Annotated in this window: 22 protein-coding genes; 10 read left to right on the top strand and 12 right to left on the bottom strand. The window is 62.9% G+C overall.

Translation table 11 applies throughout. The features are described from left to right. Nucleotides 1-115: 115 nt before the first annotated feature. From rplI to rpsF, 3 genes are all read right to left on the bottom strand, one after another. Entirely contained in the window at nucleotides 116-700 is a 585-nt protein-coding gene (gene rplI, locus ACWGS8_RS25345; protein ID WP_010915167.1) for a 50S ribosomal protein L9, read from the bottom strand. Nucleotides 701-917: 217 nt separating this feature from the next. Further along, the gene (gene rpsR / locus ACWGS8_RS25340; protein WP_006203718.1) at nucleotides 918-1,166 is read right to left on the bottom strand and encodes a 30S ribosomal protein S18; all 249 of its coding nucleotides are present in this window, start codon (nucleotides 1,164-1,166) and stop codon (nucleotides 918-920) included. Further along, nucleotides 1,166-1,666 (bottom strand): 30S ribosomal protein S6, encoded by a 501-nt coding sequence (rpsF, locus tag ACWGS8_RS25335; protein ID WP_454583473.1) that lies wholly within the window; start codon nucleotides 1,664-1,666, stop codon nucleotides 1,166-1,168. The genes rpsR and rpsF overlap by 1 nt, the downstream gene beginning before the upstream one ends. Nucleotides 1,667-2,132: 466 nt before the next feature. On the opposite strand from rpsF, the gene ACWGS8_RS25330 reads away from it, so the two are divergent. Next, entirely contained in the window at nucleotides 2,133-3,779 is a 1,647-nt protein-coding gene (locus ACWGS8_RS25330) for a pilus assembly protein TadG-related protein (RefSeq protein WP_454583472.1), read from the top strand. A gap of 35 nt (nucleotides 3,780-3,814) precedes the next feature. Here ACWGS8_RS25330 and ACWGS8_RS25325 read toward each other — a convergent pair whose 3' ends face one another. After that, nucleotides 3,815-5,776 (bottom strand): LTA synthase family protein, encoded by a 1,962-nt coding sequence (locus tag ACWGS8_RS25325; protein WP_454583471.1) that lies wholly within the window; start codon nucleotides 5,774-5,776, stop codon nucleotides 3,815-3,817. Between the two features lie 245 nt (nucleotides 5,777-6,021). Here ACWGS8_RS25325 and fabD point away from each other — a divergent pair, with 245 nt between their 5' ends. The 4 genes from fabD (at nucleotide 6,022) to fabF (ending at nucleotide 9,499) form a co-directional block, all read left to right on the top strand. Next, a complete protein-coding gene (fabD, locus tag ACWGS8_RS25320) occupies nucleotides 6,022-6,969 on the top strand; it encodes an ACP S-malonyltransferase (protein WP_454583470.1) in 948 nt (315 codons plus the stop codon). A gap of 59 nt (nucleotides 6,970-7,028) precedes the next feature. Then, the gene (gene fabG, locus ACWGS8_RS25315; RefSeq protein WP_454583469.1) at nucleotides 7,029-7,766 is read left to right on the top strand and encodes a 3-oxoacyl-[acyl-carrier-protein] reductase; all 738 of its coding nucleotides are present in this window, start codon (nucleotides 7,029-7,031) and stop codon (nucleotides 7,764-7,766) included. A gap of 199 nt (nucleotides 7,767-7,965) precedes the next feature. Further along, the gene (locus ACWGS8_RS25310; protein WP_006203723.1) at nucleotides 7,966-8,202 is read left to right on the top strand and encodes an acyl carrier protein; all 237 of its coding nucleotides are present in this window, start codon (nucleotides 7,966-7,968) and stop codon (nucleotides 8,200-8,202) included. A gap of 34 nt (nucleotides 8,203-8,236) precedes the next feature. Further along, a complete protein-coding gene (gene fabF / locus ACWGS8_RS25305) occupies nucleotides 8,237-9,499 on the top strand; it encodes a beta-ketoacyl-ACP synthase II (RefSeq protein ID WP_454583468.1) in 1,263 nt (420 codons plus the stop codon). On the opposite strand, the gene ACWGS8_RS25300 is transcribed toward fabF, so the two are convergent. Beyond that, complete coding sequence (locus tag ACWGS8_RS25300; RefSeq protein ID WP_454583467.1) at nucleotides 9,487-9,762, bottom strand: hypothetical protein; 276 nt, start codon at nucleotides 9,760-9,762, stop codon at nucleotides 9,487-9,489. The two genes, fabF and ACWGS8_RS25300, sit on opposite strands and share 13 nt — an antisense overlap. Between ACWGS8_RS25300 and mltG the strand changes: the two genes are divergently transcribed. From mltG to gmk, 3 genes are all read left to right on the top strand, one after another. Further along, on the top strand, nucleotides 9,761-10,882 hold the full coding sequence (gene mltG / locus ACWGS8_RS25295; protein WP_454583466.1) for an endolytic transglycosylase MltG: 1,122 nt from the start codon (nucleotides 9,761-9,763) through the stop codon (nucleotides 10,880-10,882). The genes ACWGS8_RS25300 and mltG overlap by 2 nt on opposite strands. 155 nt (nucleotides 10,883-11,037) lie before the next feature. Further along, a complete protein-coding gene (locus ACWGS8_RS25290) occupies nucleotides 11,038-11,928 on the top strand; it encodes a YicC/YloC family endoribonuclease (protein WP_454583465.1) in 891 nt (296 codons plus the stop codon). A 21-nt stretch (nucleotides 11,929-11,949) separates the two neighbouring features. Continuing rightward, the gene (gmk, locus tag ACWGS8_RS25285) at nucleotides 11,950-12,606 is read left to right on the top strand and encodes a guanylate kinase (protein WP_027053294.1); all 657 of its coding nucleotides are present in this window, start codon (nucleotides 11,950-11,952) and stop codon (nucleotides 12,604-12,606) included. Nucleotides 12,607-12,612: 6 nt separating this feature from the next. Here the strand turns inward: gmk and ACWGS8_RS25280 are convergent, their stop codons facing one another. The 7 genes from ACWGS8_RS25280 to lptF form a co-directional block, all read right to left on the bottom strand. Beyond that, the gene (locus ACWGS8_RS25280) at nucleotides 12,613-12,906 is read right to left on the bottom strand and encodes a DUF1330 domain-containing protein (protein ID WP_454583464.1); all 294 of its coding nucleotides are present in this window, start codon (nucleotides 12,904-12,906) and stop codon (nucleotides 12,613-12,615) included. Nucleotides 12,907-12,971: 65 nt separating this feature from the next. Next, nucleotides 12,972-13,811 (bottom strand): 16S rRNA (adenine(1518)-N(6)/adenine(1519)-N(6))-dimethyltransferase RsmA, encoded by an 840-nt coding sequence (gene rsmA, locus ACWGS8_RS25275; protein ID WP_454583463.1) that lies wholly within the window; start codon nucleotides 13,809-13,811, stop codon nucleotides 12,972-12,974. Then, nucleotides 13,808-14,824, bottom strand: coding sequence for a 4-hydroxythreonine-4-phosphate dehydrogenase PdxA (pdxA, locus tag ACWGS8_RS25270; RefSeq protein ID WP_454583462.1), 1,017 nt, complete (start codon nucleotides 14,822-14,824; stop codon nucleotides 13,808-13,810). The genes rsmA and pdxA overlap by 4 nt, the downstream gene beginning before the upstream one ends. A gap of 13 nt (nucleotides 14,825-14,837) precedes the next feature. Further along, nucleotides 14,838-15,770: a SurA N-terminal domain-containing protein gene (locus ACWGS8_RS25265; protein WP_454583461.1), complete on the bottom strand. Its 933-nt coding sequence runs from the start codon at nucleotides 15,768-15,770 to the stop codon at nucleotides 14,838-14,840. A 90-nt stretch (nucleotides 15,771-15,860) separates the two neighbouring features. Next, entirely contained in the window at nucleotides 15,861-18,287 is a 2,427-nt protein-coding gene (locus ACWGS8_RS25260) for an LPS-assembly protein LptD (RefSeq protein ID WP_454583460.1), read from the bottom strand. Next, nucleotides 18,287-19,372: an LPS export ABC transporter permease LptG gene (lptG, locus tag ACWGS8_RS25255; protein WP_454583645.1), complete on the bottom strand. Its 1,086-nt coding sequence runs from the start codon at nucleotides 19,370-19,372 to the stop codon at nucleotides 18,287-18,289. Before lptG ends, ACWGS8_RS25260 begins: the two co-directional genes overlap by 1 nt. Beyond that, entirely contained in the window at nucleotides 19,369-20,571 is a 1,203-nt protein-coding gene (gene lptF / locus ACWGS8_RS25250) for an LPS export ABC transporter permease LptF (RefSeq protein WP_454583459.1), read from the bottom strand. The genes lptG and lptF overlap by 4 nt, the downstream gene beginning before the upstream one ends. Nucleotides 20,572-20,925: 354 nt before the next feature. Here lptF and ACWGS8_RS25245 point away from each other — a divergent pair, with 354 nt between their 5' ends. Together ACWGS8_RS25245 and ACWGS8_RS25240 are read left to right on the top strand one after the other, a co-directional pair. Continuing rightward, nucleotides 20,926-22,437, top strand: coding sequence for a leucyl aminopeptidase (locus ACWGS8_RS25245; protein ID WP_454583458.1), 1,512 nt, complete (start codon nucleotides 20,926-20,928; stop codon nucleotides 22,435-22,437). A 10-nt stretch (nucleotides 22,438-22,447) separates the two neighbouring features. After that, nucleotides 22,448-22,897, top strand: coding sequence for a DNA polymerase III subunit chi (locus tag ACWGS8_RS25240; RefSeq protein WP_454583457.1), 450 nt, complete (start codon nucleotides 22,448-22,450; stop codon nucleotides 22,895-22,897). Nucleotides 22,898-23,057 lie beyond the last annotated feature (160 nt).

Genomic DNA, 23,057 nt, shown 5'->3' with positions numbered 1-23,057 from the left:
TTCGAAAAGTTCCTTTTGGCACAAAAATGCCCGGGCGAGAGGCCCGGGCATTGGTCCAGAACGGCTGGATGACGACAATGTGATCGGAGGGCTGCTCCCTCCCTTGTCGTATGTATCAGGCGTTGTCTTCGCCGCCGTCAAACTCGGCATTCGGATCGAAGAAGTTTTCCGGCCGTGCATTGTCGTTGATGTCGTCGCCATAGATGGCTTCGGCGGTGGTCAGCGTCTCGCCCTTGGCCTGGCGCTCGGCTTCGTCGGCCGTGCGGGCGATGTTGAGCGTGACGGTGACCTCGACTTCCGGATGCAGCGCGATCGCCACATTGGTGAGACCGATGGTCTTGATCGGCTGGTTGAGCAGGATCTGGTTGCGGTTGACCGAAAAACCTTCCGCCGTCAACAGTTCGGCGATGTCGCGCGTCGACACCGAACCGTAGAGCTGGCCGGTTTCACCGGCGGAGCGAACGGCGATGAAGCTCTTGCCGTCGAGCTTTTCGGCAACCTGGCTGGCTTCCGACTTGCGCTCGAGATTGCGGGCTTCGAGCTGAGCGCGCTGGCCCTCGAACTTCTTCTTGTTGGCTTCGTTGGCGCGCAGCGCCTTGCCCTGCGGCAGCAGGAAATTGCGGGCAAAGCCGTCCTTGACCTTAACTGTATCGCCCATCTGGCCGAGGCGGGAAACGCGTTCGAGAAGAATGACTTCCATGGTTTTGTTCCTTTTGGTTGGGCGCCGTCCATGAAGGCAGGCGCCGAATTCTCTGGAACAGGTCAGGAAGCTTGAGCGCCTTGAGCGCCGGTGTCGCTGTCCTGCCTGTCGCGGCAGTTAGAGGTTTTTGACCTCAACTCGGGATTTGATGGCTGAACCGGTCATGCCCGTCATGGCCGGTGAAAGGAACGGGCGGCGAACCGCCCGTTCGGGAGAATTAGCGGACCACGTAGGGCAGCAGGCCGAGGAAGCGGGCGCGCTTGATCGCCTTGGCGAGCTCACGCTGCTTCTTCTGGCTGACCGCGGTGATGCGCGACGGCACGATCTTGCCGCGCTCGGAAATGTAGCGCTGCAGCAGACGCACGTCCTTGTAGTCGATCTTGGGCGCGTTGGCGCCGGAGAACGGGCAGGTCTTGCGGCGACGATGGAACGGGCGCCGGGTCGGGATCTGGTTGATGTCGACCATTATTCTGCACCCCCTTCAAAGCCTTCGCGCGGACGGCGCGGACCACGATCGCCACCGGCGTCGCCGAACGAACGCGGCGGACGATCGCCACGGTCGCCGCGATCACGGTCGCCGAACGAACGCGGGCCACGATCACCACGGTCGCGGTCGCCGAAGCTGCCGCGCTCGGCGCGCTCTTCGCGCTTCTGCATCATGGCCGACGGACCTTCCTCATGCGCCTCGACCTTGATGGTCAGGAACCGCAGGACGTCCTCGGACAGACCCATCTGGCGCTCCATTTCGTTGAGCGCTGCCGGCGGGCAGTTGAGGTCCATGAGTGTGTAGTATGCCTTCCGGTTCTTGTTGACCCGGTAGGTGAGGGACTTCAGTCCCCAGTTCTCGACCCGGCCGACGGACCCGCCATTCGCGGAGATGACGCCCTTGTACTGTTCGACAAGCGCATCGACCTGCTGCTGCGAGAGGTCCTGCCGGGCAAGAAACACATGTTCGTAAAGAGCCATTATGTCTTCGTGCCTTTCTTCGTTTCTCTCCCGGTTCCCGGCGGCTAAAGCCTCTGCAACTTCTCTGACCCGCTTGTCCCGGTTAAAGGGGCGGGGAAGAAAGGAGCATGACGAGACGGTCGAGAGCGGAGACACGGGAGGCGGAAGCACTTCTGGCTTCACACGAAGGCTTAGATAAAACCTCCGGCCCTCCGTTCAGCCCCCAGCTGGGACCGGCAGATTGGCGGCGTCTATACAGCAATCCGCTGATAAGGCAAGGGCAGGCGGCGTTCTCGATGTCGCAGACCGCCGGAAAGTCAGACGGCGGCGCCGGAATGGCCTGGTGATTTCCGGCAACCGGCCCTTAACCACAATGTCAGGTTGTGCGGGGTTGGGCCCTCGCCGTCAACGGTCGATTCATCATGGAAGGCGCAAATCGCCCGGGCGATCCGCGCAGGTCAAGCGGTAAGCATTTTCGGGGGTAAGGATGCTTCTCAACAGATTCTGGCGCTCGAAGAGCGGCAATTTCGCGCTGCTGATGGGGCTCGGCCTGCCGGCCATCCTGTCGGCCGTGGCGTTCGCGATTGACGTGTCCACCGTCATGCGAGCCAAGAGCAACCTGCAGAATGTGCTCGACGCCGCAAATCTTGCCTCCTCGCATCTCGGCGACCTCGACATTACACGCACGGATGCCTTCGATCGCTATTTTCAGGCCAACATCGCCGGGCATGGCGAACTCGCCAACGCGCAGGCGACGCTGACCGTCGACAGGGGCGTCAACTTCATCAAGACCAAGGCGGTAGCGTCGGCCGACGTCAATTTGAACTTCGGCTTCTTGTTCGGCCGCAACAGACGCATCGTCGTCGACGCCTCGGCGGTCGAATCGAACAATCAGCTCGAAGTCGTGCTGGTACTGGACAATACCGGCTCGATGGCCGGTGCCCGCATGACGGCGTTGAGGACGGCAACGAAGTCCTTGCTGGACACACTCGAGGCGACGAAATCGCCGACGCGCCAGATTCGCGCCTCCCTCGTTCCGTTCGTCACGGCCGTCAACGTCGATGGCGATGAATTCGACCCGTCCTGGATCGACATGGACGGCAAGTCTTCCACCAACGGCGTCAACTTCCCCGTCATCGACGGCAAGCGTCCCAATCATATGGCGCTTTTCAAGCAGCTCAAGGACACCGGATGGACCGAGGCCGGATGGCACGGCACCGGATGGAAAGGCTGTGTCGAGGCGCGGCCGGGCGCTTACAACATTTCCGATACCCCACCCGACCCGGACAAGCCCGACACGCTGTTCGTTCCGTATTTCGCACCGGACGATCCGGAAGATGCCCAAAAGCCGTCTAGCTCCTATGGCAATGCGGCCAAATACTACAACAATTCCTATCTCGACGACGTCAGCGACAAGACCAAGACCGCCAAGCTGAAAGGCAACCGTCTCGGTATCGATCTCAGCAGTCTGACCGACCCTGTGCCCCCTGCCGACAAGGATGCCAAGGAAAAGGTGGCCAAATATGTTGCGCCGACCAAGGAGCTTATCACCGAGACGGGTTCCGCCATCACCGTCGGCCCGAACCGCGCTTGCCCGACACCTGTCGTCCCCCTGACCGACGATTTCGACAAGCTGCGCAAGGCAGCAAGCGAGATGACCGAGTGGAACGGCTCGGGCACCAATGTCTCCGAAGGTCTGTCGTGGGGCATGCGGGTGCTGTCGCCCGCCGCTCCCTACACCGATGGAGCGCCATGGAAGACGCCCGGCGTCAGCAAGATCGTGCTGTTGCTCACCGACGGCGAGAACGTCGTCTATGGCGCCAGCGAACAGCCGACGAAATCCGACTACACATCCTATGGCTATCTGGCGGGTGGCCGTTTCGGATCGGACGACCAGACCGCCGCAGCGCGCAATGTCGACGGCTGGACCAAAAGCGTTTGCACGCAATTGAAGAACCAGGGCGTGCAGATCTACACCATGGTGCTGCAATCCGACACCGCCGCCAACCGCGCGCTTTACAGCGCGTGCGCCTCGGACCCGAGCGGCTACTATGCCGTCAACGATCCGGCCAAGCTGCCTGACGTTTTCCAGCAGATCGCCAACAAGTTCTCAAGGCTGCAACTGACCAACTAGCAGCCGCGCGCGCGGCACCTCTAAGGGGTCAACCCTCAACTCATGTGGGCGACAACCTTGTCCACCGTCTCGGGGAAGAAGTCGGGCGCCGCGTGGCGCTTGCCGAACATCATGTCGTACTGGATGAGCCGGAAATCGCGGATCGCCGGGTCGATCTCCTTCTGGCGCGACCAGTCGGGCTTGGCCTCGCCGGACGGCGTCAGCAGCAGGTTGCGGTCGACGACGCGGTAGCGTTCCCGCATCTCGCCCAGGAAGCCCGTATAGTAAGGATGGGTGATGCCGGCGGCAGTCAGGATATGATAGGGCAGGAATGCCGGGCTCACCGTGCCGAGGTCCGCGACCGGACCGGAACGGTTCGACCAGATGATCAGTGGCGTTGCGTGATGGTCAAGGGCGGCTTGCGGTGTCGGCTCCTTGCGTGGCGCGACATTGTCCTTCAGGAAGCCGGTCTCGACATAGACCGGCCCAAGCGGGGGCAGATGGTCGCCGAAGAAGGCGATAATCGTCGGCCGTTCCCGCTTCTTGGCCCATTCGATCAGCCGCTCAAGGCCGCGATCCGCGTCGGCTGAACCCTCCGCATAGCTCAACAGCGAGTCGCGCGCCCATTGGCTGATCGGCGCCTGCACCGCGTGGGTCGGGTTGTAATAGCGGTTCGGTTCATAGGGGCCATGGTTCTGCAGGCTGACCGCGAAGAAGAACACCGGGTCGTCGCTGGCGTCGGCTTCGCGGATGATCTCGTCGGTCATCGCCGCGTCGGATGCCAGCGGTCCGCGCTTTTCCATCGGCGGCAGCGTCTCTTCCGACTTGAAATCGTTGAAGCCGAAATCGGCGTAGACTGCGCCACGGTTCCAGAACCAGTTGGTGCCGGGATGGATGGCACGCGCCCTGTAGCCCTCGCTCTTCAGGAAGGTGGCCATCGAAGGCGTCGGCGTGCGCACATATTGCTGGTAGGGGATGCTGCCAGCCGGCAGGAAAGCGTTGGAAAAGCCGGTCAGCGCCTCGAATTCGATGTTGGCGGTCATGCCGCCGAATTCAGGCGAGAACATCGAACCGGAACGCAATGCCCGCACGGTGGGAATCGGATCCGGCGTGATGGTGACGCCGGGCAGCCTGGTCGGATCCCAGAAGGATTCGCTCATGACGATAATGATGTCGGGCTTTTCCTCGGGCACAGAAGCCGTCATCTGCGGCCGGTCGATCGCCGCGATCGCCTTGTCCGTGTAGCCCGGCGGCGCCGAGACATGCGCCATTGGCACGTTGAGCGCGAAGGCGAGCGCAAAGCCGTTGGAAGCGTAGTTTTCCTTCTGGTCCCACATGATCGGGATGATCTGCAGCCGGTCCCGGGTCCAGGAGAAGGTGGCATAGTCCATGATCGAGACGAAGAAGGCGAGCAGCGGCACCGCCAGCGTCAGCCGCGCAAGGCGGCCCTTGTGGCTGAGTGCGGGAACCTTGCGGCGCCACAGCCGCCAGCCATAGACGAGCAGCGACAGGCCGGCGATGATGCCGACGACCATGGCGAGCGCGGTCATCGGCCGCTCACGCACCAGAAGCGGCAGCAGCGCAAAGATCTGGCGAGCGTAGAGAAAGTCAGTCGGGTAGAGCGGATCGCCGAGATAATGCGATTTCTGATGGCCGACAAAGGCCAGCGCCAGCGTCAAGGGCGCGACGATCATCAGGCTCTGATGGCTGCGTCCCAGCAAGGCGTCGAGACCGATGAGGATCAGCGCGAACACGACGATGGTCGTCCAGCCCGGCTTGAGCGGCTGCAGGAAGAAAGAGATCGTGCCGGCAACGTCACCGCGCACGATCAATTCGATGGCAAACACCAGGATGGCAGAGATTACGAGGCTGATCAGCCCGTAACGGACGACCGGCCATCTCCGGCCCGGCAGATAGCCGGTGGACGGATCGTCTTCCAGGAATTGAGGCACGGCTTTACCCGCGCGTTTCGAACTCTTTGCCACTTTAACTTCCCACCCGGCGACAACCCAAGTCACGCGATTGTCATATAATTGTCACGCAAAGCTAGCGCCTGTGGTGGAAATAAGAAGAGCCAGCAAACGAATCGTGAGCGGTTTTCATCAGGAGTGATCGCCAAAAAGTCTTTTGGAACAGGCACTCGGCGCACGGTTCGGAGCTGGGGCCGGGTTGAACCGGGCTTGACTTGGCGGCCCGCCTTGCGCCACAGGCAGGGAAAATTCGTGTTATCAGGCAAGTAAAACCAGTCTTCGGGAGCCCTCGCATGGCCGTCGCATTCACCTTTCCGGGACAAGGCAGCCAGGCTGTCGGCATGGGCAAGGACCTCGCCGATGCCTTTCCCGAGGCGCGCAGGGTCTTCCAGGAAGTCGACGACGCGCTCGGCGAGAACCTGTCGAAGCTGATCTGGGAAGGTCCGGAGGAGACCTTGACGCTGACGGCCAACGCGCAGCCGGCGCTGATGGCGGTTTCGCTGGCGGCGATCAGGGCGCTGGAAGCGGGCGGTTTCTCGCTGAAGGGCAAGGTCGCCTATGTCGCCGGCCATTCGCTGGGCGAATATTCGGCCCTTGCCGCGGCCGGCTTCGTTTCCGTCGCCGATGCTGCTCGGCTGCTGCGCATTCGCGGCAACGCCATGCAGGCGGCGGTGCCGGCCGGCGAGGGCGCCATGGCGGCGATCATCGGACTGGAGCAGCCAGATGTCGAAGCCGCTTGCACCGAGGCCGCTCAAGGGGCCGGCAAGGTCTGCCAGATCGCCAACGACAATGGCGGCGGCCAACTGGTCATTTCCGGCGCCAAGGCCGCGGTCGAGCTGGCCGCCAAATTGTGCACCGAAAAGGGCGCCAAGCGGGCGCTGATGCTGCAGGTCTCGGCACCCTTCCATTCGGCGCTGATGGCGCCGGCTGCCAATGTCATGCGCGAGGCGCTCGCCGGTGTAACGAAGCATGCGCCGGCGGTGCCGGTGGTGTCCAACGTCACGGTGACCCCGACCAGCGATCCCGACGAGATCGCCCGGCGCCTGGTCGAGCAGATCACCGGCCGCGTGCGCTGGCGCGAAACGGTCGAATGGTTCGGCGCCAACGGCGTCACCACGCTTTACGAGATCGGCGCCGGCAAGGTGCTGTCGGGCCTGGCACGGCGGATCAACCGTGACATTGCCACGTCAGCCATCGGCACGCCGGCCGATGTCGAGGCCGCGCTGGCCGCATTCGCATAATCCACTGGCGATTTGACCCTACCCGTGTGAAGGGTGTTCTCTCAGATCAGGAGACGAAAATGTTCGAACTGACCGGCCGCAAGGCGCTCGTCACTGGCGCATCGGGAGGCATCGGCGAGGCGATTGCCCGCGTGCTGCATGCGCAAGGCGCCATTGTCGGCCTGCACGGCACCCGCATCGAGAAACTGGAGGCCTTGGCAGGCGAACTCGGCGATCGGGTCAAGCTGTTCCCGGCCAATCTGTCGAACCGCGACGAGGTTAAGGCGCTCGGCCAGAAGGCGGAGGCTGATCTCGAAGGCGTCGACATTCTGGTCAACAATGCCGGCATCACCAAGGACGGCCTGTTCGTACGCATGTCGGACGCCGATTGGGACTCAGTGCTCGAGGTCAATTTGACCGCCGTTTTCCGGCTGACCCGTGAACTCACCCATCCGATGATGCGCCGCCGCCATGGCCGCATCATCAACATCACCTCCGTGGTCGGCGTGACCGGCAATCCCGGCCAGACCAATTACTGCGCCTCCAAGGCCGGCATGATCGGCTTCTCCAAATCGCTGGCGCAGGAGATCGCCACACGCAACATCACCGTCAACTGCGTCGCTCCGGGCTTCATCGAATCGGCGATGACCGACAAGCTCAACGACAAGCAGAAAGAGGCGATCATGGCGGCGATTCCGACGCGCCGCATGGGCACGAGCGCCGAGGTGGCGTCCGCCGTCGCCTACCTCGCCTCCAACGAAGCCGCCTACGTCACCGGCCAGACCATCCATGTCAACGGCGGCATGGCCATGATTTGACGGATGTCGCGGGGCTGTGAAAAGAGACCATTTCGCCTTGGACCTCAGCCATTTTTCGTGTAATGCGGCCCGCAACCCGGCGGTTCGGGCAAAAACCGGTCTGTAGCCGTTGCGTTTCTGGCAGGACCATCTTTCAGCTTGATTAGCGGCATTCTGCCCGCTAACGAAGACAGACAAACAAAAGACGAGGATGCCCCAAATGAGTGACACCGCAGAGCGCGTCAAGAAGATCGTCATCGAGCACCTGGGCGTCGATGCCGACAAAGTGACGGAGCAGGCGAGCTTCATCGATGATCTGGGCGCTGACAGCCTCGACACGGTCGAACTCGTCATGGCGTTCGAAGAAGAGTTCGGCGTGGAAATTCCCGACGACGCGGCCGAGACCATCCTGACCGTCGGCGATGCGGTGAAGTACATCGACAAGGCTTCGGCCTGACGCTTTCCGCAGTCATCACTGGGGAGGACCTGCGATGAGGCGTGTCGTCGTCACGGGCCTTGGGTTGTTGTCGCCATTCGGCATGGGCTTCGAGCACAGCTGGAAGGAACTTCTGACCGGCCGCAGCGCGGCCAAGCGCATCACCGAGTTCGAGGTGGAGGATCTTGCCTGCAAGATCGCCCACGTCGTTCCGCGTGGTGACGGCAGCAATGCCACCTTCAATCCCGAGGCCGTGCTCGAGCCGAAGGAATTGCGCAAGATCGGCGACTTCATCCTGTACGGGATTGCCGCCGCCGACGAAGCGCTGAAGGATTCCGGCTGGGAACCCAAGACCCACGAGGAGCAATGCGCCACCGGCGTGCTCATCGGTTCCGGCATTGGCGGCATCGAGGGCATCGCCGAGAACGCGATGATCCTCAAGGAACGCGGTCCACGCCGCATCAGCCCCTTCTTCATCCCGGGCCAGATCATCAATCTCGTCTCCGGCCAGGTTTCGATCCGGCACGGGCTGAAAGGTCCGAACCATGCCGTCGTCACTGCCTGCTCGACCGGCGCGCACGCCATTGGCGATGCGGCCCGGCTGATCATGTGGGGCGATGCCGACGTCATGGTCGCCGGTGGCGCCGAGGCGCCGGTGGCAAGACTGTCGATCGCCGGCTTCGCCGCCTGCCGCGCTCTGTCGACCGAGCGCAATGACACGCCGCAGACGGCGTCGCGTCCCTATGATCGCGACCGCGACGGCTTCGTCATGGGCGAGGGCGCCGGTGTCGTGGTGCTGGAAGAACTCGAGCACGCCAAGGCGCGCGGCGCCAGGATCTATGCCGAGGTGACCGGCTACGGCCTCACCGGCGATGCCTATCACATCACCGCACCGGCTGAAGACGGCGATGGCGCTTTCCGTTGCATGACCGCGGCGTTGAACCGGGCCAGGCTTACGCCCGCCGATGTCGACTACATCAATGCGCATGGCACCTCGACCATGGCCGACACGATCGAACTCGGCGCTGTCGAGCGGCTTGTCGGCAATGCCGCGTCGAAGATTTCGATGTCGTCGACCAAGTCGTCGATCGGCCATCTCTTGGGCGCGGCGGGTGCCGCCGAAGCGATCTTTTCGATCCTTGCGATCAGAGACAATATCGCGCCGGCGACCATCAACCTCGACAATCCAGAGCGCGAGACCGCGATCGACCTGGTGCCGAACAAGCCTCGCTCCCGCCAGATCGACGTGGCGCTCTCCAATTCTTTCGGCTTCGGCGGCACAAACGCATCGCTTGTGTTCCAGCGCTACAATGGCTGATCGCCCGGTTGCCGGGCGATGCTTCGGCATGTCGTCAATTTTGCCATATTCGCCTCTACTCTGCCGCAGGGGATTCGTTGAGAGATCAAACGGTAGGGCGAGATGAACACAAATCCGGCGGGCAACGGAGAATTGGGGCAACGGCCGGCGAACAATGGCGGGCCGATCGTGCCGAAGACGGCCAGCGAGGCCTTGCGGCCAGAAGCCGGAACGCCGCCGCCGAAGCGCTCGCGCGCTTCGCGCAGCCAGGTCGTCGTGTTCATGAACTTCGTCATCTCCCTGGTGATGCTGATGGTTCTGGCCGCGGGCGCGGCACTTTACTTCGGCAAGCAGGAATTCACCGAACCCGGTCCCTCGGCCAATGGCGACACCTTCCTGGTCAAGCCGAACACCGGCGTCCAGGACATCGCCGACCAGCTTGAGCGCCGTGGACTGATCAGCGACGCCCGCGTCTTCCGCCTTGGCGTGCGTGCTTTCGGCAACGATTCCGCGCTCAAGGCCGGCGAATACGAGATCAAGCCCCGGGCGTCCATGCGCGACATCATGGAGCTTTTGAAAAGCGGCAAGTCGGTGATGTATTCACTGACCATTCCGGAAGGGCTGACGGTTGAGCAGGCCCTGCAGCGTATCGCCGATGAGCCCGCCTTGAGCGGCGACATGCCGGCGACAACGCCGCCGGAGGGCAGCCTTGCCACCGACACGCTGCGCTTCACGCGCGGTGCGACGCGCCAGCAGATGGTCGACAAGCTGGTGGCCGACCAGAAGAAACTGGTCGACGAGGTCTGGCAGCGGCGTGCGCCAGATCTCCCGCTGGCCAATATCGAAGACTTCGTCACCCTGGCCTCGATCGTCGAGAAGGAAACCGGCAAGGGTGACGAGCGTTCGCGCGTCGCCGCCGTCTTCCTCAACCGCTTGGCCAAGGGCATGCGCCTGCAATCCGATCCGACGATCATCTATGGTCTATTTGGCGGCAAGGGAAAGCCCGCGGACCGCCCGATCTACCAGTCGGACATCCAGAAGCAGACGCCTTACAATACCTATGTGATCAGCGGGCTGCCGCCGACGCCTATCGCCAATCCGGGCCGTGCAGCGCTTGAGGCCGTGGCCAATCCGTCGAAGACCGACGATCTCTATTTCGTCGCCGACGGCACCGGCGGTCACGTCTTTGCCGCGACGCTCGACGAGCACAATGAGAACGTCGCCCGTTATCGTGCGTTGCAGAAGAAGCAGGCCGATGACGCGGCCAAGGCCGCCGCTGCCACTGGTACAAACGGCAATGCCGACAAGCCGGCTACCGACAAGCCTGCCACCGACAAGCCTGCCGACGGCAGCGCCGGCGGCAACAATGGCGACGCCGGCGGCGATGCGGGCGATGCCCAGTAGGTGAAGAAAGGCGTTGCCCGGAAGGCGACGGCCTGACATTTGAAGGAACGCCATGCGTCCGATTTCGACGCACCGACGGCGTGGTTATTTTCAAGCAGCACTTGCCCTGTCCGGAAACTGGTTTCGGGGTGATGCACCAGGGATATGCGGGCGACATGAATTTGCAGAGCATGACCGGATTTGCGCGTGCCGTCGCCGAGCATGACGGCACCTCGATCGCCTGGGAGGTCAAGTCCGTCAACGGCAAGAGCGTCGAGGTGCGGCTGCGGCTGCCGCAAGGTTTCGAGCGTCTGGAGCCGGCGGTCAGGCAGACGCTGCAGAAGCGTTTCGCCCGCGGCAATTTCCAGGCGACGCTGACCATTGGCCGCGCCGCCGGCGCGCAGGCGCAACCCGTCGTCAACGAGGCGTTTCTGAAGGACGTTGCGGGTCTCGCCAAACGGCTGCAGGAACAGTTCGGCGTTGCTCCCGCGACGGCTGACGGGTTGCTGTCGCTGCGGGGCGTGCTCGACATTCCCGAAACCGTGGAAACCGAAGAGGCGCGCGCCACGCTCGACACCGCCATCATGGCTGCGCTCGACGTGGCGCTGAAAGGGCTGGAGCTGGCGCGGCAAAGCGAGGGGGCGGCGCTGGCTTTGCTGCTGTCCGGCCACATCGACGCCATCGAGGCATTGACGCTGCGCGCGGAGGCGGATCCGTCCCGCGAGACAGCGGCGATCCGTGAACGCATCGCCGAGCAGGTCAGGCTGCTGATGGACGCGTCCGCCAATCTGGATGCCAGCCGGCTGCACATGGAGGCGGCATTCCTCGCCACCAAGGCTGATATTCGCGAAGAGATCGATCGGCTGAAGACGCATGTCGCATCTGGCCGGGCGCTACTCGGGGGCGGCGGCGCCGTTGGCCGGAAGCTCGATTTTCTGGCACAGGAATTTAACCGCGAATCGAATACGCTGTGTTCGAAGTCGAACGCCGCAGCCGTCACCGCGATCGGGCTGGAGCTGAAGGCGGTGGTCGACCAGTTTCGTGAACAGGTCCAGAATCTGGAGTAGCCGATGGTCGCCAAGGAACCGATGGTTCCCAGGGATTTAGGATCCCGCATCCGCCGCCGGGGGCTGATGCTCGTCCTGTCGTCGCCATCCGGTGCCGGCAAGTCGACGATCGCGCGCAACCTCCTGGAAAGCGATTCCAGCCTCGAATTGTCGGTCTCGGTCACCACCAGACCGCGCCGCGGCTCGGAGATCGAGGGTGTCCATTATCATTTCCGCACCATGCGCGAGTTCGAACGGTTGCGCGATTCCGACGCGCTGCTCGAGTGGGCGGAGGTGCACGGCAATTGCTATGCGACACCGCGCGAACCCGCGGAACTGGCGCTGGCGCAAGGCCGCGACATGCTGTTCGACATCGACTGGCAGGGCGCTCAGCAGTTGAAGGAGAAGATGCGCGCCGACATCGTCTCGATCTTCATCCTGCCGCCGTCGATGAAGGAATTGAAGGCCCGCCTCAAGCGCCGCGCCGAGGACCAGGAAGCGGTGATCGAGACGCGGCTGAAGAATGCCCGCAACGAGATCGAGCACTGGAAGGAATACGATTTCGTCATCGTCAACGACGATCTCGACCGCGCCTTCGCCGAGGTGCGCGGCATCGTCGTAGCCGAACGATTGCGGCGCGACCGCCGGCCGGGTCTCTTCGATTTCGTCTCGGGGTTGCTGGACGAGAAAACCGTCTGATTGGCGTCAGGGCGCCATGCCGTCGACCAGGATCAGATGGCGGCTGAGCGCCGCGTCGCGCACATCCAGCGCCGCGGCATATTCGGCGGATGCGTACCAGCGCCGTGCCTGCTCAATGTCAGGAAATTCGACGACGATCAGCGGTGTGGGATGCCACTCGCCTTCCAGCGTTTCCACCTGGCCGCCGCGTACGAGATAGCGTCCACCATGCTGGGCGATGGAAGCCGCGGCGCGCGAGCGGTACGTCTGCAATGCCTCGTGGTCGCGGATGGTGACGTCGGAAATGATATAGGCAGGCATTTTGGTTTTCTCCGGCATGCTCGCCGAACTATCTATTCCTGCGTCGCCACAATTCCAGGCCGGCGCTAAACAGAATTGGTCAGCCTGACGAATTCCTCGACGCTGAGCGTTTCGGCGCGGCGGGTCGGGTCGATGCCCGCGCGCTCGAGCAGGGCCTCGCCGCCGAGGCTTTTCACACTCTGCCGCAGCATCTTCCGGCGTTGGCCGAAGGCGGCTTCGGTGACGCGGCCGAGTTTCTTTACGTCGGCGGGCAGGGGCGTCGCGCGCGGCTCCAGATGTACCACCGAAGAGGTGACCTTTGGCGGCGGCGTGAAGGCCTGGGGAGGCACGTCGAAGGCGATCCTGGCCTTCGTGCGCCAGCCGGCCAGCACCCCAAGTCGTCCATAGGCGTCGCTGCCGGGCTCGGCGACGATGCGCTGGGCAACCTCACGCTGGAACATCAGCGTCATCGATGCGTAGAAGGGCGGCCAGTCCACGACCGTCAGCCACCGGACGAGCAGTTCCGTGCCGATGTTGTAAGGCAGATTGGCCACGATCCGCACCGGACCGCTGGCTCCGCCGACCGCGGAGGCGAGGGCGGCGAAGTCGGTTTTCAGCGCGTCGCCGGAAACCACCTCCAGCCGACCGGGATAGTGAGCGGAGACTTCGGCCAATGCCGCCAGGCAGCGCTCGTCGCGCTCGATGGCGACGACCCGGGGGGCGCCGTTGGAAAGCAGTGCTCTTGTCAGGCCGCCAGGTCCCGGCCCAACCTCGATCACCACGGTGTTTGTCAGGTCGCCCGCGCTGCGTGCGATCTTGCCAGTCAAATTGAGGTCGAGCAGGAAATTCTGGCCGAGCGCCTTTTTCGCTTGCAGCCCATGGCGCTCGATGACATCGCGCAATGGCGGCAGCCCGTCGATGCTCATGCGGCCGCGGCCTTTTTGTCGGTGTCGGCGAGCGTTCTGGCGAGCTTCAATGCGGCGATCAGGCTATCGGGCCGTGCAATGCCCTCGCCGGCGATATCGAAGGCGGTGCCATGGTCTGGTGACGTGCGGATGAAGGGCAGGCCGAGCGTGACGTTGACCGCATCGTCGAAGGCGAGCGTCTTGGCCGGGATCAACGCCTGGTCGTGATACATGCAAAGTGCCGCATCGTAGCCTGCCCGTGCCCGCGCATGGAACAGCGTGTCGGCCGCCAAGGGGCCGAAAGCATCGATGCCCTCGGCGCGCAGAATGTCGACCGCCGGCCGCACGATATGCTCGTCCTCCAGGCCCATCGAACCGCCTTCGCCGGCATGCGGATTGAGGCCGGCAATGGCCAGCCTCGGCCTGGCGATGCCGAAGCGGCCGGCGAGATCGGCCGCGGTGATGCGCGCGGTCGCGACGATCAGTTCTGTGGTCAGGGCCTTCGGCACCTCGGCCAGGGCGATGTGGATGGTGACGGGAACCGTGCGCAGGTCGGGGCCTGCCAGCATCATGACGGGCATAGCCTCGACACCGCTGTGCCGGGCCGCCAGATGCGCCATATATTCGGTGTGGCCGGGAAAGCGGAAACCGGCATCATAGAGCGGCTTCTTGGCGATCGGACAGGTGACCACGGCAGCGGCGTCGCCGGCAAGGCAGGCGGCGACAGCGCGGTCGATCGCCTCGACGGTTCCGGCCGCGTTGGCCTGATCCGGCCGGCCGGGGCTGTCGATGAACCGGGCTGCCAGTGGAACGATCGGTAAGGTGCGGGCGAAAACCCGCGCCGCCTGCGCCGGTGTCGTTTCGACGATCGGCACCGACACGCCAAGCCGGCTTGCCCGCGAGGCGATCAGCGCCGGATCGGCCAAAAGATAAAAGGCGGGCAAAGCGACTGCCTCGCGCGCCAGGAAGGCGGCGATGGCGATTTCGGGGCCGATGCCGGACGGATCGCCGACACTCAGCGCCAGCGCGGTCATCGCGCTCTTCACGTCAGCGCTTGACGATGCGGGCTTTCGCCTTCAGCTCGTCGACATATTTCTTGCTCAGATCGTCGGCGGCCTTGTCGTTGGAGCCTTCGCTCTGGAACACCATCTGGGCCGTCTTGTCGTCGGACACTTCGCGCGACGAGCAGATGCCGATGAACTCGACGCCGCGCTCGGTCTCGCGGGTGACGGTGGCACCACCGACCTTGGTGGCCTTGATCTGCTCGGCCCAGTCCGGCGGCAGCTGCGGCGCCAGCACGCGGCCCAGGTCGCGAACGGTGACGTCGATCAGGCCCTTGGCGAATTCGCGCGTCGTGTTGCAGCCGTTGAAGCGGGCGCGCATGGCATCGGCCTCACGCTTGCGTTTGGCCAGCGTCGCGCTGCGTTCAGATGCCGGGACGACGAAGATGACCTGCTGCAGCATATACTCGGTGGCGCTCGGTTTGGCGCCGCCCTTGTCGAGCATGCGCCTGACCGCATCCTGCTCGGTCACGCTGCCGCCTTCACCGGAACGGTAGCGCGCACTCAAAGCCTGGTTCCAGGCCATCTGGGCACGGATGAATTCCTTGAAATGATCCTTGCCGACGCCGGATTTTTCCATCACGCCATCGAGCTGGCCGAGCTGCATCTTGTTGTTAGTGGCAAAGCGCTGGTAGGCCGCCTCGACCTGGGCGTCGCTTATGCGTATGCCAAGCCGCCTGGCTTCGGCAAGGCGCAGCGTCTGGTCAATCATTTCCTGGGCGGCATCGCCCTTCTTGCGCTGCAGCTTCAAGAAGGCGGCGCGATGGGCGATATCGCCTGTCGTGATTGGTACGTCGTTGACGACGTATTTGATCTCGCTGGCGAAAGCCGGCGGCGTCATGACGGTCATCGACACGGATGTCGCCGCCACAAGCAGCGCGAACCCTGCTGAAAAGAGGTATTTCCTCATCATTAGCATCCCAATTCTATCCCGGTTCCGCCCAATTTCGTCCTCTGCCGGGTGTGCGAATCCGTGCCAGCCCTATGCGGCGAAACGATGTCTCGCCGGCTACTGGATGGTGTCGACTGCGCTGGTCGACGAGCCGAAGTCGCCGAGGGTGCGGAACGACAGGTTGAAGCCGATGCTCTGCGTCACTTGCCTGGTGTTCAGGTCACGCGACTGCGAGTACGTCATCAGATAGGTGAAGCAGGAATCGTTGTAGGCGAAGCCGACCCCATCCTTGACCAGCAGGCTTTGCTGCAAATCATAGGTTCCCGTCCCGAACACGCGCCAGTTTTCGGCAAGATGCGTGGACGCACCGAGCGTCACCTCATGCCGGTCGGTCGTGAAACCGTAGAGCGGCTGGGCCTGGATGAAAGCGTATTTGGCGCTGAGCGACACCGGCAGGCCTGAATAGGCTGCCTTCACCTCGACGCGGCGAACCTCGAACGTCTGTTCGTCGAAGCGGCCGCTGACGGAAGCCGCGAACCCATTCGGGCTGTTGATGCCAAACAGGCCGACATAGTCGGACTTGGTTGTCTGAAGGCCGGAATTGGCACCGACATTGACCAGGTCCGGAGCGGCAAACGAGTTCTCGCCGCCGATCTGATAGGACTGGCCGAAAATGGCATTGGTGCCCCAGCCGTTGATGTAGGAGCCGGAATAGCGGAAGCCGACATTGGCGCGCGAGCCGCCTTCGATGCGATCATAACCGGAGAATTTGTCACGTTCGAACAGGGTGGTCGCGTCGAACACCATGCTCTGGGCGTCTTCATTCGGAATGGCGAGACCGCCGACATATTGTTCGTTCGGACGCAGGAACAACTGCGCCATCGGCTCGATGACATGGCTGGAGCCGCTGGCCATCGAAAACAGCAGCGGCCAACGCATCTCTAGACCGGCGGTTGCCATGTAACGGGCGAACGACGAGCGCATATCGTCGCTGGCGTTTATAAGAGGGTTGGCCGCCATCTGGTTGACGGCGGCGAGCGAACCCGATGACGCGTTGACGTAGTCGACGTCGCCCTGCAGCGCCAGCAACGGTGTCACCACCAGCCCGTCGTCGGTCACGAAAGTCCGCTTCCATTCGGCCTCGGTGGTGAGGCGCCCGGTCTCACCTGCGATGCCGCGCACGCGCTGGACAGGTGTGAGGGAGTTGTATGGGGAGTCGAAAGTCTCGTCGAGTTCGTTGCGGTGGAGGACGCGCGTGTTGACGTTGAGCGACAGCTGGCCGCCGGCCAGCGGCGCGTCGGGGATATAGGCGTAGTCAAGCGACGGCAGCACCCAGGGCTGCTGGTTGCTGCGCGCGGCGATATTGCTGTTGAGTGTATTTTCCTGCACGTCGAAGTGCATGGCGCGCACGTCGAAGTAGTTGCGGCCATTGAGTCCCGTCAGGTAAACCGTCGACTGATGGACGCTGCCATTGTACTTGTCGATGTTGTAGGTGCTCGAGAAGTTCTTGTCGGTCTGGAGCAGTACGTCCCAGCCGAAATTCCAGCGTTCGTTGATAGCGAACTGCCCCTGCGTGCCCATCATGCCGCGGAGTTTGTTGGGATCGCCCGCCGTGCCCGAATCGACGTTGCGCCCGGCGCTGTCGATGAAGGCGTCCGGATCCCGCTGCTGAATTCCGGCGATCTTCAAACTGTATTCGCCATTGTTGAAGCGCTGGCGCCACTCGGCCTCGCCGAGGAAACCCTGCTTGGTGTAGCCGCTTCCCGACACCGTCAGGTCATAAGTCGGCGAAAGGGCGAAATAATAGGGAACCTTGACGCTGTATCCCAGATGGCTGTTGTAGCTGACGCCCGGGATCAGGAAGCCGCTCTTGCGCTTCACCGTCGGGTCGGCGATCTCGAAGGCCGGCAGGTAGGCGAGCGGGAAGCCGAAGAATTCGAAATTCGCATTCTCGAAGCGAACTGTCTTCTTCTCGCCATTCCAGATGATCTTCCTGGCTTTCACGCGCCAGGTCGGCGCCTTGTCGGGCTTGTCCTCGCACGGCTCGCAGGCGGTGTAGACGCCATTGTGGAAGGTGGTCAGCACGCCGCCCATGCGCTCGGCGCTTTCAGCGGCGAAATAGGCCTTGTCGATGGTTTCTACGCGTAGCGCGTTGACGAAACCGTCGGCGAAATCGTCGGTGATATCGATGTGCTGCGAATTGATCTTGGTGCCGTCGCTGTTGACGATTTCGACATTGCCGGTGGCAACCATCCGCTTGGTGTTGCGGTCGTATATGACCTTCTGGGCGACGAGGCGATTGCCACCATAGTCGATCTGCACGCCACCAACGGCGGTCACCGTCTGATTGTCATTGTTGTAGACCAGCGTGTCGGCGGCCAGCAGCATTTGCGAGCCGGACGGAACATTGGTCGCTATCTTGCCGACTTCCTGCGAGAACGCAGGCAACGGCACGGCGCAGGCAAGCAGGCACGCCAAGGCGCTCGCCGCATAAAGGCGCGCCAAATGGGCCTGCCTGCTGCTGGGCAAAAACGCCTCCCTCACTAGCCGTCTTCCTTGTATAGCAGGAAAGTCACCCCGAAGAACATAGCTACCACGACCGGCACCCAGGCGGCTATGGCAGTCGGCACGAACCCCGCCACGCCGAATGCCTTCACCAGCACCGAAACGACATAAAGCAGAAACCCGGCAACGACGCCACCCAGAATCATCGTTGCCGATTGTCCCATCCTCGCAAATCGCATTGAAACTGTTGCTGCAATCAGCGTCATGGCGACGAGGAGGAACGGCAACGCCACCAGCGAATCAAACTGCATGGCAAACGCATTTGCCTTGAGGCCGAAGGAACGGGCAACCTCGATTTTTCCGGGCAGGTCGTAGAACGGAATGGTCTCCGGGCGCGCCAGCCGCTCCTGCACGAATTCAGGCTTCAGATTGGTCGGCACACGATCGCTTGCGGCGGGCTGGATGGTGCCGTTCCTGAAGGTCTTCACATCCTGCAATTCCCAGTAGCCGTCCCGCAGGTAAGCGCGCGCGGCGTCCTTGCGTTCGACGATGTTGCCTTGCGGGTCGAGGACGAAAAAGACGGCGTCGGCCATTTCCAGGCCCTGGTTTAGGATGGCCCGCGCGCCGATGATGGTGTCGCCGGTGCTGGTTTTCTGGCGAATCCAGGGGGCGGCGTCGGCCGAAACCGTATTTGATTTGCCGGTGCGCAACTGGGTCTCGATCTGTTCGGACAAGGAGAAGGCGTGCGCGGCGAGCGGGTTGATGAGCCCGACCGACACAAAGCCGAACAGCAACGCCCCGATGCAGCATGGCAAGAGGAATTGCCAGGCGGAAACGCCCGCTGACCTTGCGATGACCAGTTCATAGCGGCGGTTGAGCGAAACCAGTGTCGCCATCGCCGAGAACAGGCCGACAAACGGCACGGTCTGCAGCATGATCATCGGCATGCGAAGGCCCGAAATGGCCACCGCCGTTCCGTAGGTGAAGCCGGGCAGGCCGGTGGTGCGGCCCGACAGCTCGGTGAAATCGATCAGGAACACCAGCGCCAGCAGGCCCAGGAAGAACCAGATCGTGATCGTCACGTAGCGGAAGAAGAAATAACGGCCCAGCGTCCAGCCCATCAGCCGACCCCCTGACCTGAAGTGCCGCGCCTGGACCAGCGCAGCTTGAGGGCGTTCCAGCCGTCACCGAAGCGGCTGGCCAGATTTGTCAGCCAGTCCGCCCAGGCCACCGGCAGTTCCATGGTTCGGTTGGAGACGATGAACCAGATCGCCACCGCGGAAGCCACGATGGGTACGCCATAGACCATGTAGGCATATTGCGGCAGTTCATCGGCCTTGCTTGCGGCAATGAAACCCAGCCAGCGCACGAAGAGGGATATGGTGATGGCCGTGATCAAAGGATTGACGCGTGCCTCGCGATGCGAGCGCGCGTCCCCGGCGACCGCGAGCGCGATCAGCGCGAACACCATGGAATACAGCCATTCCGAAAATCGCTGGTCGATCTCGGCCCGGTATTGCTGGGGGGCCTGCTGATAAAGCTTGTCGTTGACGTTGGGATTGAGCAGGTACTGGGTGGTCTGGTCCTTCGGTAGCAAAGTCACCTCGGAGGCCGCCGCCATGAAGGCCGACATGTCGAAAGCATAGGAGGTGAACCGGATGACACTGAGGTCGCCGGTCAGCGTTTTGCGGTGGATGACGCCGTCATTCATCATCAGCACCTTTTCACCGCCGCGTTCGACGACGCTGCCGGTCTTGGCATAATAGACGAGATTGACGCCTTCCTCGCGCGAATCGGCGACGAAGATACCGCCCAGCCGATTGTCTGGAAGCCGCTCGCCAATCTGCAGGAACAGCCCATCCTCGATCTTGCGGAATGTGCCCTCCTGGATGATCAGCGACAACAGGTCGGCGCGCGATTGCGCCACCAAAGCGCGGTTCTTCTGCCGGGCATAGGGGTCGATGCCATTGTCGACGGCAAAGGAAAAAACGCTCGCCGCAAGGGCCAGAAGCATGATTGGCCGCACGATCGTCCAGCGCGAAGCGCCGGCGGCGTTGACGACGACGAGTTCGGAATCCGAATTCATGACACTGAGCGTCTGCGCGACCGCCACCACCAGCGCGAAAGGCACGACGATCGGAATGATCGAGGGAAGAATGAGCGCGGCGACCTCGAAGAAGGTCAGCGACGACTGGCCGCTGTCGGTAACCAGATCGATCTTGGCCAGCACCTGCGTGGTCCACACGATGGCCAGCGTCCAGACCAGCGCTGCCAGAAAGACCACGAAAGCGCGGCGCATGATGTAGCGTTCAACGACCTTCATGAAGGCTTTACTCGATTTTCTCGAACGGCATCATGCCACCAACCAAGGGTAGCTGTCCGGCGACGCCCGCACAACTGGCTCCGATGGGCTCGATCAGGCAGGCGATCCGGTTCCCGTCCCACGTCGCTTGCCGCAGTGGATCGGAGTGTCGGGGGGAATGGATAAGAAAGGGCGAACATCGATGGTTAACAACAGGTTGCGGCATGAAGCGGGGCCGTGCCGCGACGAATCGCCATCGATTCCAACTGTCATATGGGTAGCCATTTTGGCAAAGTCTTGCCAAATGCCGGAAAACGACCAAATGTCGCGGATCGCCTCAAACGCTTCGCGCGCCATCCCCGAAAGCAGGACATGATGAACCCGAGACCATCGATCGCCTTTGCAAAATTCGCCGCGCCTCAGACGGCGGCGAACAGGAAGGGCACTGTCTTCGTGCTGTCGGCTGATGACGGCGGCCTGAGCGACGCGGCCAGGGCGTACGATCCCGGCAAGACGCTGGAACGGGCCTTTCCGGTGGCCGAATTCACTGGCAAGTTCGCCGGCGTCGTCGAGATACTGGCGCCGGAAGGAGGGTCGCTCGACAGGTTGGTCGCGATCGGCGCGGGCAAGGCGGCGGGGCTCGATGAATATGCCTGGCTGAAACTCGGTGGCACCATTGCGGCGTCGCTGCGCAAGGCAACCGACGTCGCCGTGGTGCTTGACCTGGTCGGCGCTTCGATTGATGGCAAGGACGCCGCCAACCTTGCGGCAGGCATTCTCCTGCGCAGCTATTCCTTCGACAAATACAAGACCAGCAAGGACAAGGATGACGCAAAGGCCGATCCGAAGAAGCCGGTCAAGATAACCATCCACACCGCCGACCCTGCAGGCGCCAAGAGGGCCTTCGCCGATGCCGAGGCGGTGATCGACGGCGTGCTTCTGGCGCGCGACCTTGTCAACGAACCGGCAAATATTCTAGGACCGGTCGAGTTCGCGGCCCGCGCCAAGGAACTCGAGACGCTCGGCGTCAAGGTCGAGATCCTGACCGAGAAGGAGATGAAGAAGCTCGGCATGGGCTCGCTGCTCGGCGTCGCGCAAGGCTCGCCCCGCGGCGCGCGCATGGCCGTCATGCAGTGGAACGGCGGCAAACCCAAGGACGGGCCGATCGCTTTCGTCGGCAAGGGCGTCACTTTCGACACCGGCGGCAATTCGATGAAGCCGGCTTCGGGCATGGAGGACATGAAGGGCGATATGGGGGGCGCTGCCGCCGTGACCGGCCTCATGCACGCGCTGGCCGCGCGCAAGGCAAAGGCCAATGTCGTCGGCATTATCGGCCTCGTCGAAAACGCCGTCGATGGCCATGCCCAGCGTCCCGGTGACATCGTCACCTCGATGTCGGGCCAGACCATCGAGGTGCTCAACACCGACGCCGAGGGGCGTCTCGTGCTGGCCGATGCGCTGTGGTACTGCAACGACCGTTTCCAGCCGAAGTTCATGGTCAATCTGGCGACGCTGACCGGCGCCATCATGGTCGCGCTCGGCCTGCACTATGCCGGCCTGTTCTCCAACAATGACGAATTGGCGCAGAGGCTCGCGGCGGCAGGGCAGGCGACGCAGGAGCGGCTGTGGCGCATGCCGCTCGGCGCCGAATACGACAAGCTGATCGATTCCAAGAACGCCGACATGAAGAACATTGGCGGCCGCTACGGCGGCGCCATCATCGCGGCACAATTCCTGCAGCGTTTCGTCAAGGACACGCCCTGGGCGCATCTCGATATCGCCGGCACCGCCATGGGCTCGCCGTCGAACGAGATCAACCAGTCCTGGGGCTCAGGCTTCGGCGTGCGGTTGCTCGACCGGCTGGTGCGCGATCACTACGAGAGCTGACCCCTGATCCATGGCCGACGTGCTGTTCTACCATCTGACCGAATCGACCCTGGAGGAGGCGCTGCCGGGCCTGCTTGAGCGCAGCGTCGATCGTGGCTGGCGCGCCGTGGTGCAGACCGGCACCGAGGAACGGCGCGACGCGCTCGACCAGCATCTTTGGACATTCCGCGATGATTCTTTCCTGGCGCACGCAACCGATCGCGAGGCTTATCCCAACGAGCAGCCTATCCTGTTGACCACCGGCGACGGCAATCCCAACGAGGCCAGAATAAGGTTCCTGGTCGACGGCGCGGTACCGTCCGACCTTGCTGGCTACGAGCGTGCCGTGTTCCTGTTCGATGGCCATGACGCCGCCCAGGTCGAGGCGGCGAGGGGGCATTGGAAGACGATGAAGGACGCGGGCCATGCCGTGACCTACTGGCAGCAGACATCGGACCGCCGCTGGGAGCGCAAGGCATAGAGCAATTCCAAGTGTGACACGGTTTTCGCGGGAAAAGCGCGTGGCGCTTTCCCTTGGGAACCGCGCAAACAAACAGACAGAGCGGTTCGGCGTTTTCGTGAAACGGTTGCCGCCTGCGGGCCTTCACCACCCGCAGGTGGCGGGAGGGGTGGGATCGATG

This window comes from Mesorhizobium sp. 43Arga (genome assembly GCF_053714255.1).
The sequence above is the reverse complement of the archived record's forward strand: the minus strand, read 5'-3'. Positions and strand labels throughout refer to the sequence as shown.

Excerpts from the sequence above, each read along its gene's own strand:
- rplI (WP_010915167.1), bottom strand. The coding sequence starts at position 700 with ATGGAAGTCATTCTTCTCGAACGCGTTTCCCGCCTCGGCCAGATGGGC.
- rpsR (WP_006203718.1), bottom strand. The coding sequence starts at position 1,166 with ATGGTCGACATCAACCAGATCCCGACCCGGCGCCCGTTCCATCGTCGC.
- rpsF (WP_454583473.1), bottom strand. The coding sequence starts at position 1,666 with ATGGCTCTTTACGAACATGTGTTTCTTGCCCGGCAGGACCTCTCGCAG.
- ACWGS8_RS25330 (WP_454583472.1), top strand. The coding sequence starts at position 2,133 with ATGCTTCTCAACAGATTCTGGCGCTCGAAGAGCGGCAATTTCGCGCTG.
- fabD (WP_454583470.1), top strand. The coding sequence starts at position 6,022 with ATGGCCGTCGCATTCACCTTTCCGGGACAAGGCAGCCAGGCTGTCGGC.
- fabG (WP_454583469.1), top strand. The coding sequence starts at position 7,029 with ATGTTCGAACTGACCGGCCGCAAGGCGCTCGTCACTGGCGCATCGGGA.
- ACWGS8_RS25310 (WP_006203723.1), top strand. The coding sequence starts at position 7,966 with ATGAGTGACACCGCAGAGCGCGTCAAGAAGATCGTCATCGAGCACCTG.
- fabF (WP_454583468.1), top strand. The coding sequence starts at position 8,237 with ATGAGGCGTGTCGTCGTCACGGGCCTTGGGTTGTTGTCGCCATTCGGC.
- mltG (WP_454583466.1), top strand. The coding sequence starts at position 9,761 with ATGAACTTCGTCATCTCCCTGGTGATGCTGATGGTTCTGGCCGCGGGC.
- ACWGS8_RS25300 (WP_454583467.1), bottom strand. The coding sequence starts at position 9,762 with ATGAACACGACGACCTGGCTGCGCGAAGCGCGCGAGCGCTTCGGCGGC.
- ACWGS8_RS25290 (WP_454583465.1), top strand. The coding sequence starts at position 11,038 with ATGAATTTGCAGAGCATGACCGGATTTGCGCGTGCCGTCGCCGAGCAT.
- gmk (WP_027053294.1), top strand. The coding sequence starts at position 11,950 with ATGGTTCCCAGGGATTTAGGATCCCGCATCCGCCGCCGGGGGCTGATG.
- ACWGS8_RS25280 (WP_454583464.1), bottom strand. The coding sequence starts at position 12,906 with ATGCCTGCCTATATCATTTCCGACGTCACCATCCGCGACCACGAGGCA.
- rsmA (WP_454583463.1), bottom strand. The coding sequence starts at position 13,811 with ATGAGCATCGACGGGCTGCCGCCATTGCGCGATGTCATCGAGCGCCAT.
- pdxA (WP_454583462.1), bottom strand. The coding sequence starts at position 14,824 with ATGACCGCGCTGGCGCTGAGTGTCGGCGATCCGTCCGGCATCGGCCCC.
- ACWGS8_RS25265 (WP_454583461.1), bottom strand. The coding sequence starts at position 15,770 with ATGCTAATGATGAGGAAATACCTCTTTTCAGCAGGGTTCGCGCTGCTT.
- lptF (WP_454583459.1), bottom strand. The coding sequence starts at position 20,571 with ATGAAGGTCGTTGAACGCTACATCATGCGCCGCGCTTTCGTGGTCTTT.
- ACWGS8_RS25245 (WP_454583458.1), top strand. The coding sequence starts at position 20,926 with ATGAACCCGAGACCATCGATCGCCTTTGCAAAATTCGCCGCGCCTCAG.
- ACWGS8_RS25240 (WP_454583457.1), top strand. The coding sequence starts at position 22,448 with ATGGCCGACGTGCTGTTCTACCATCTGACCGAATCGACCCTGGAGGAG.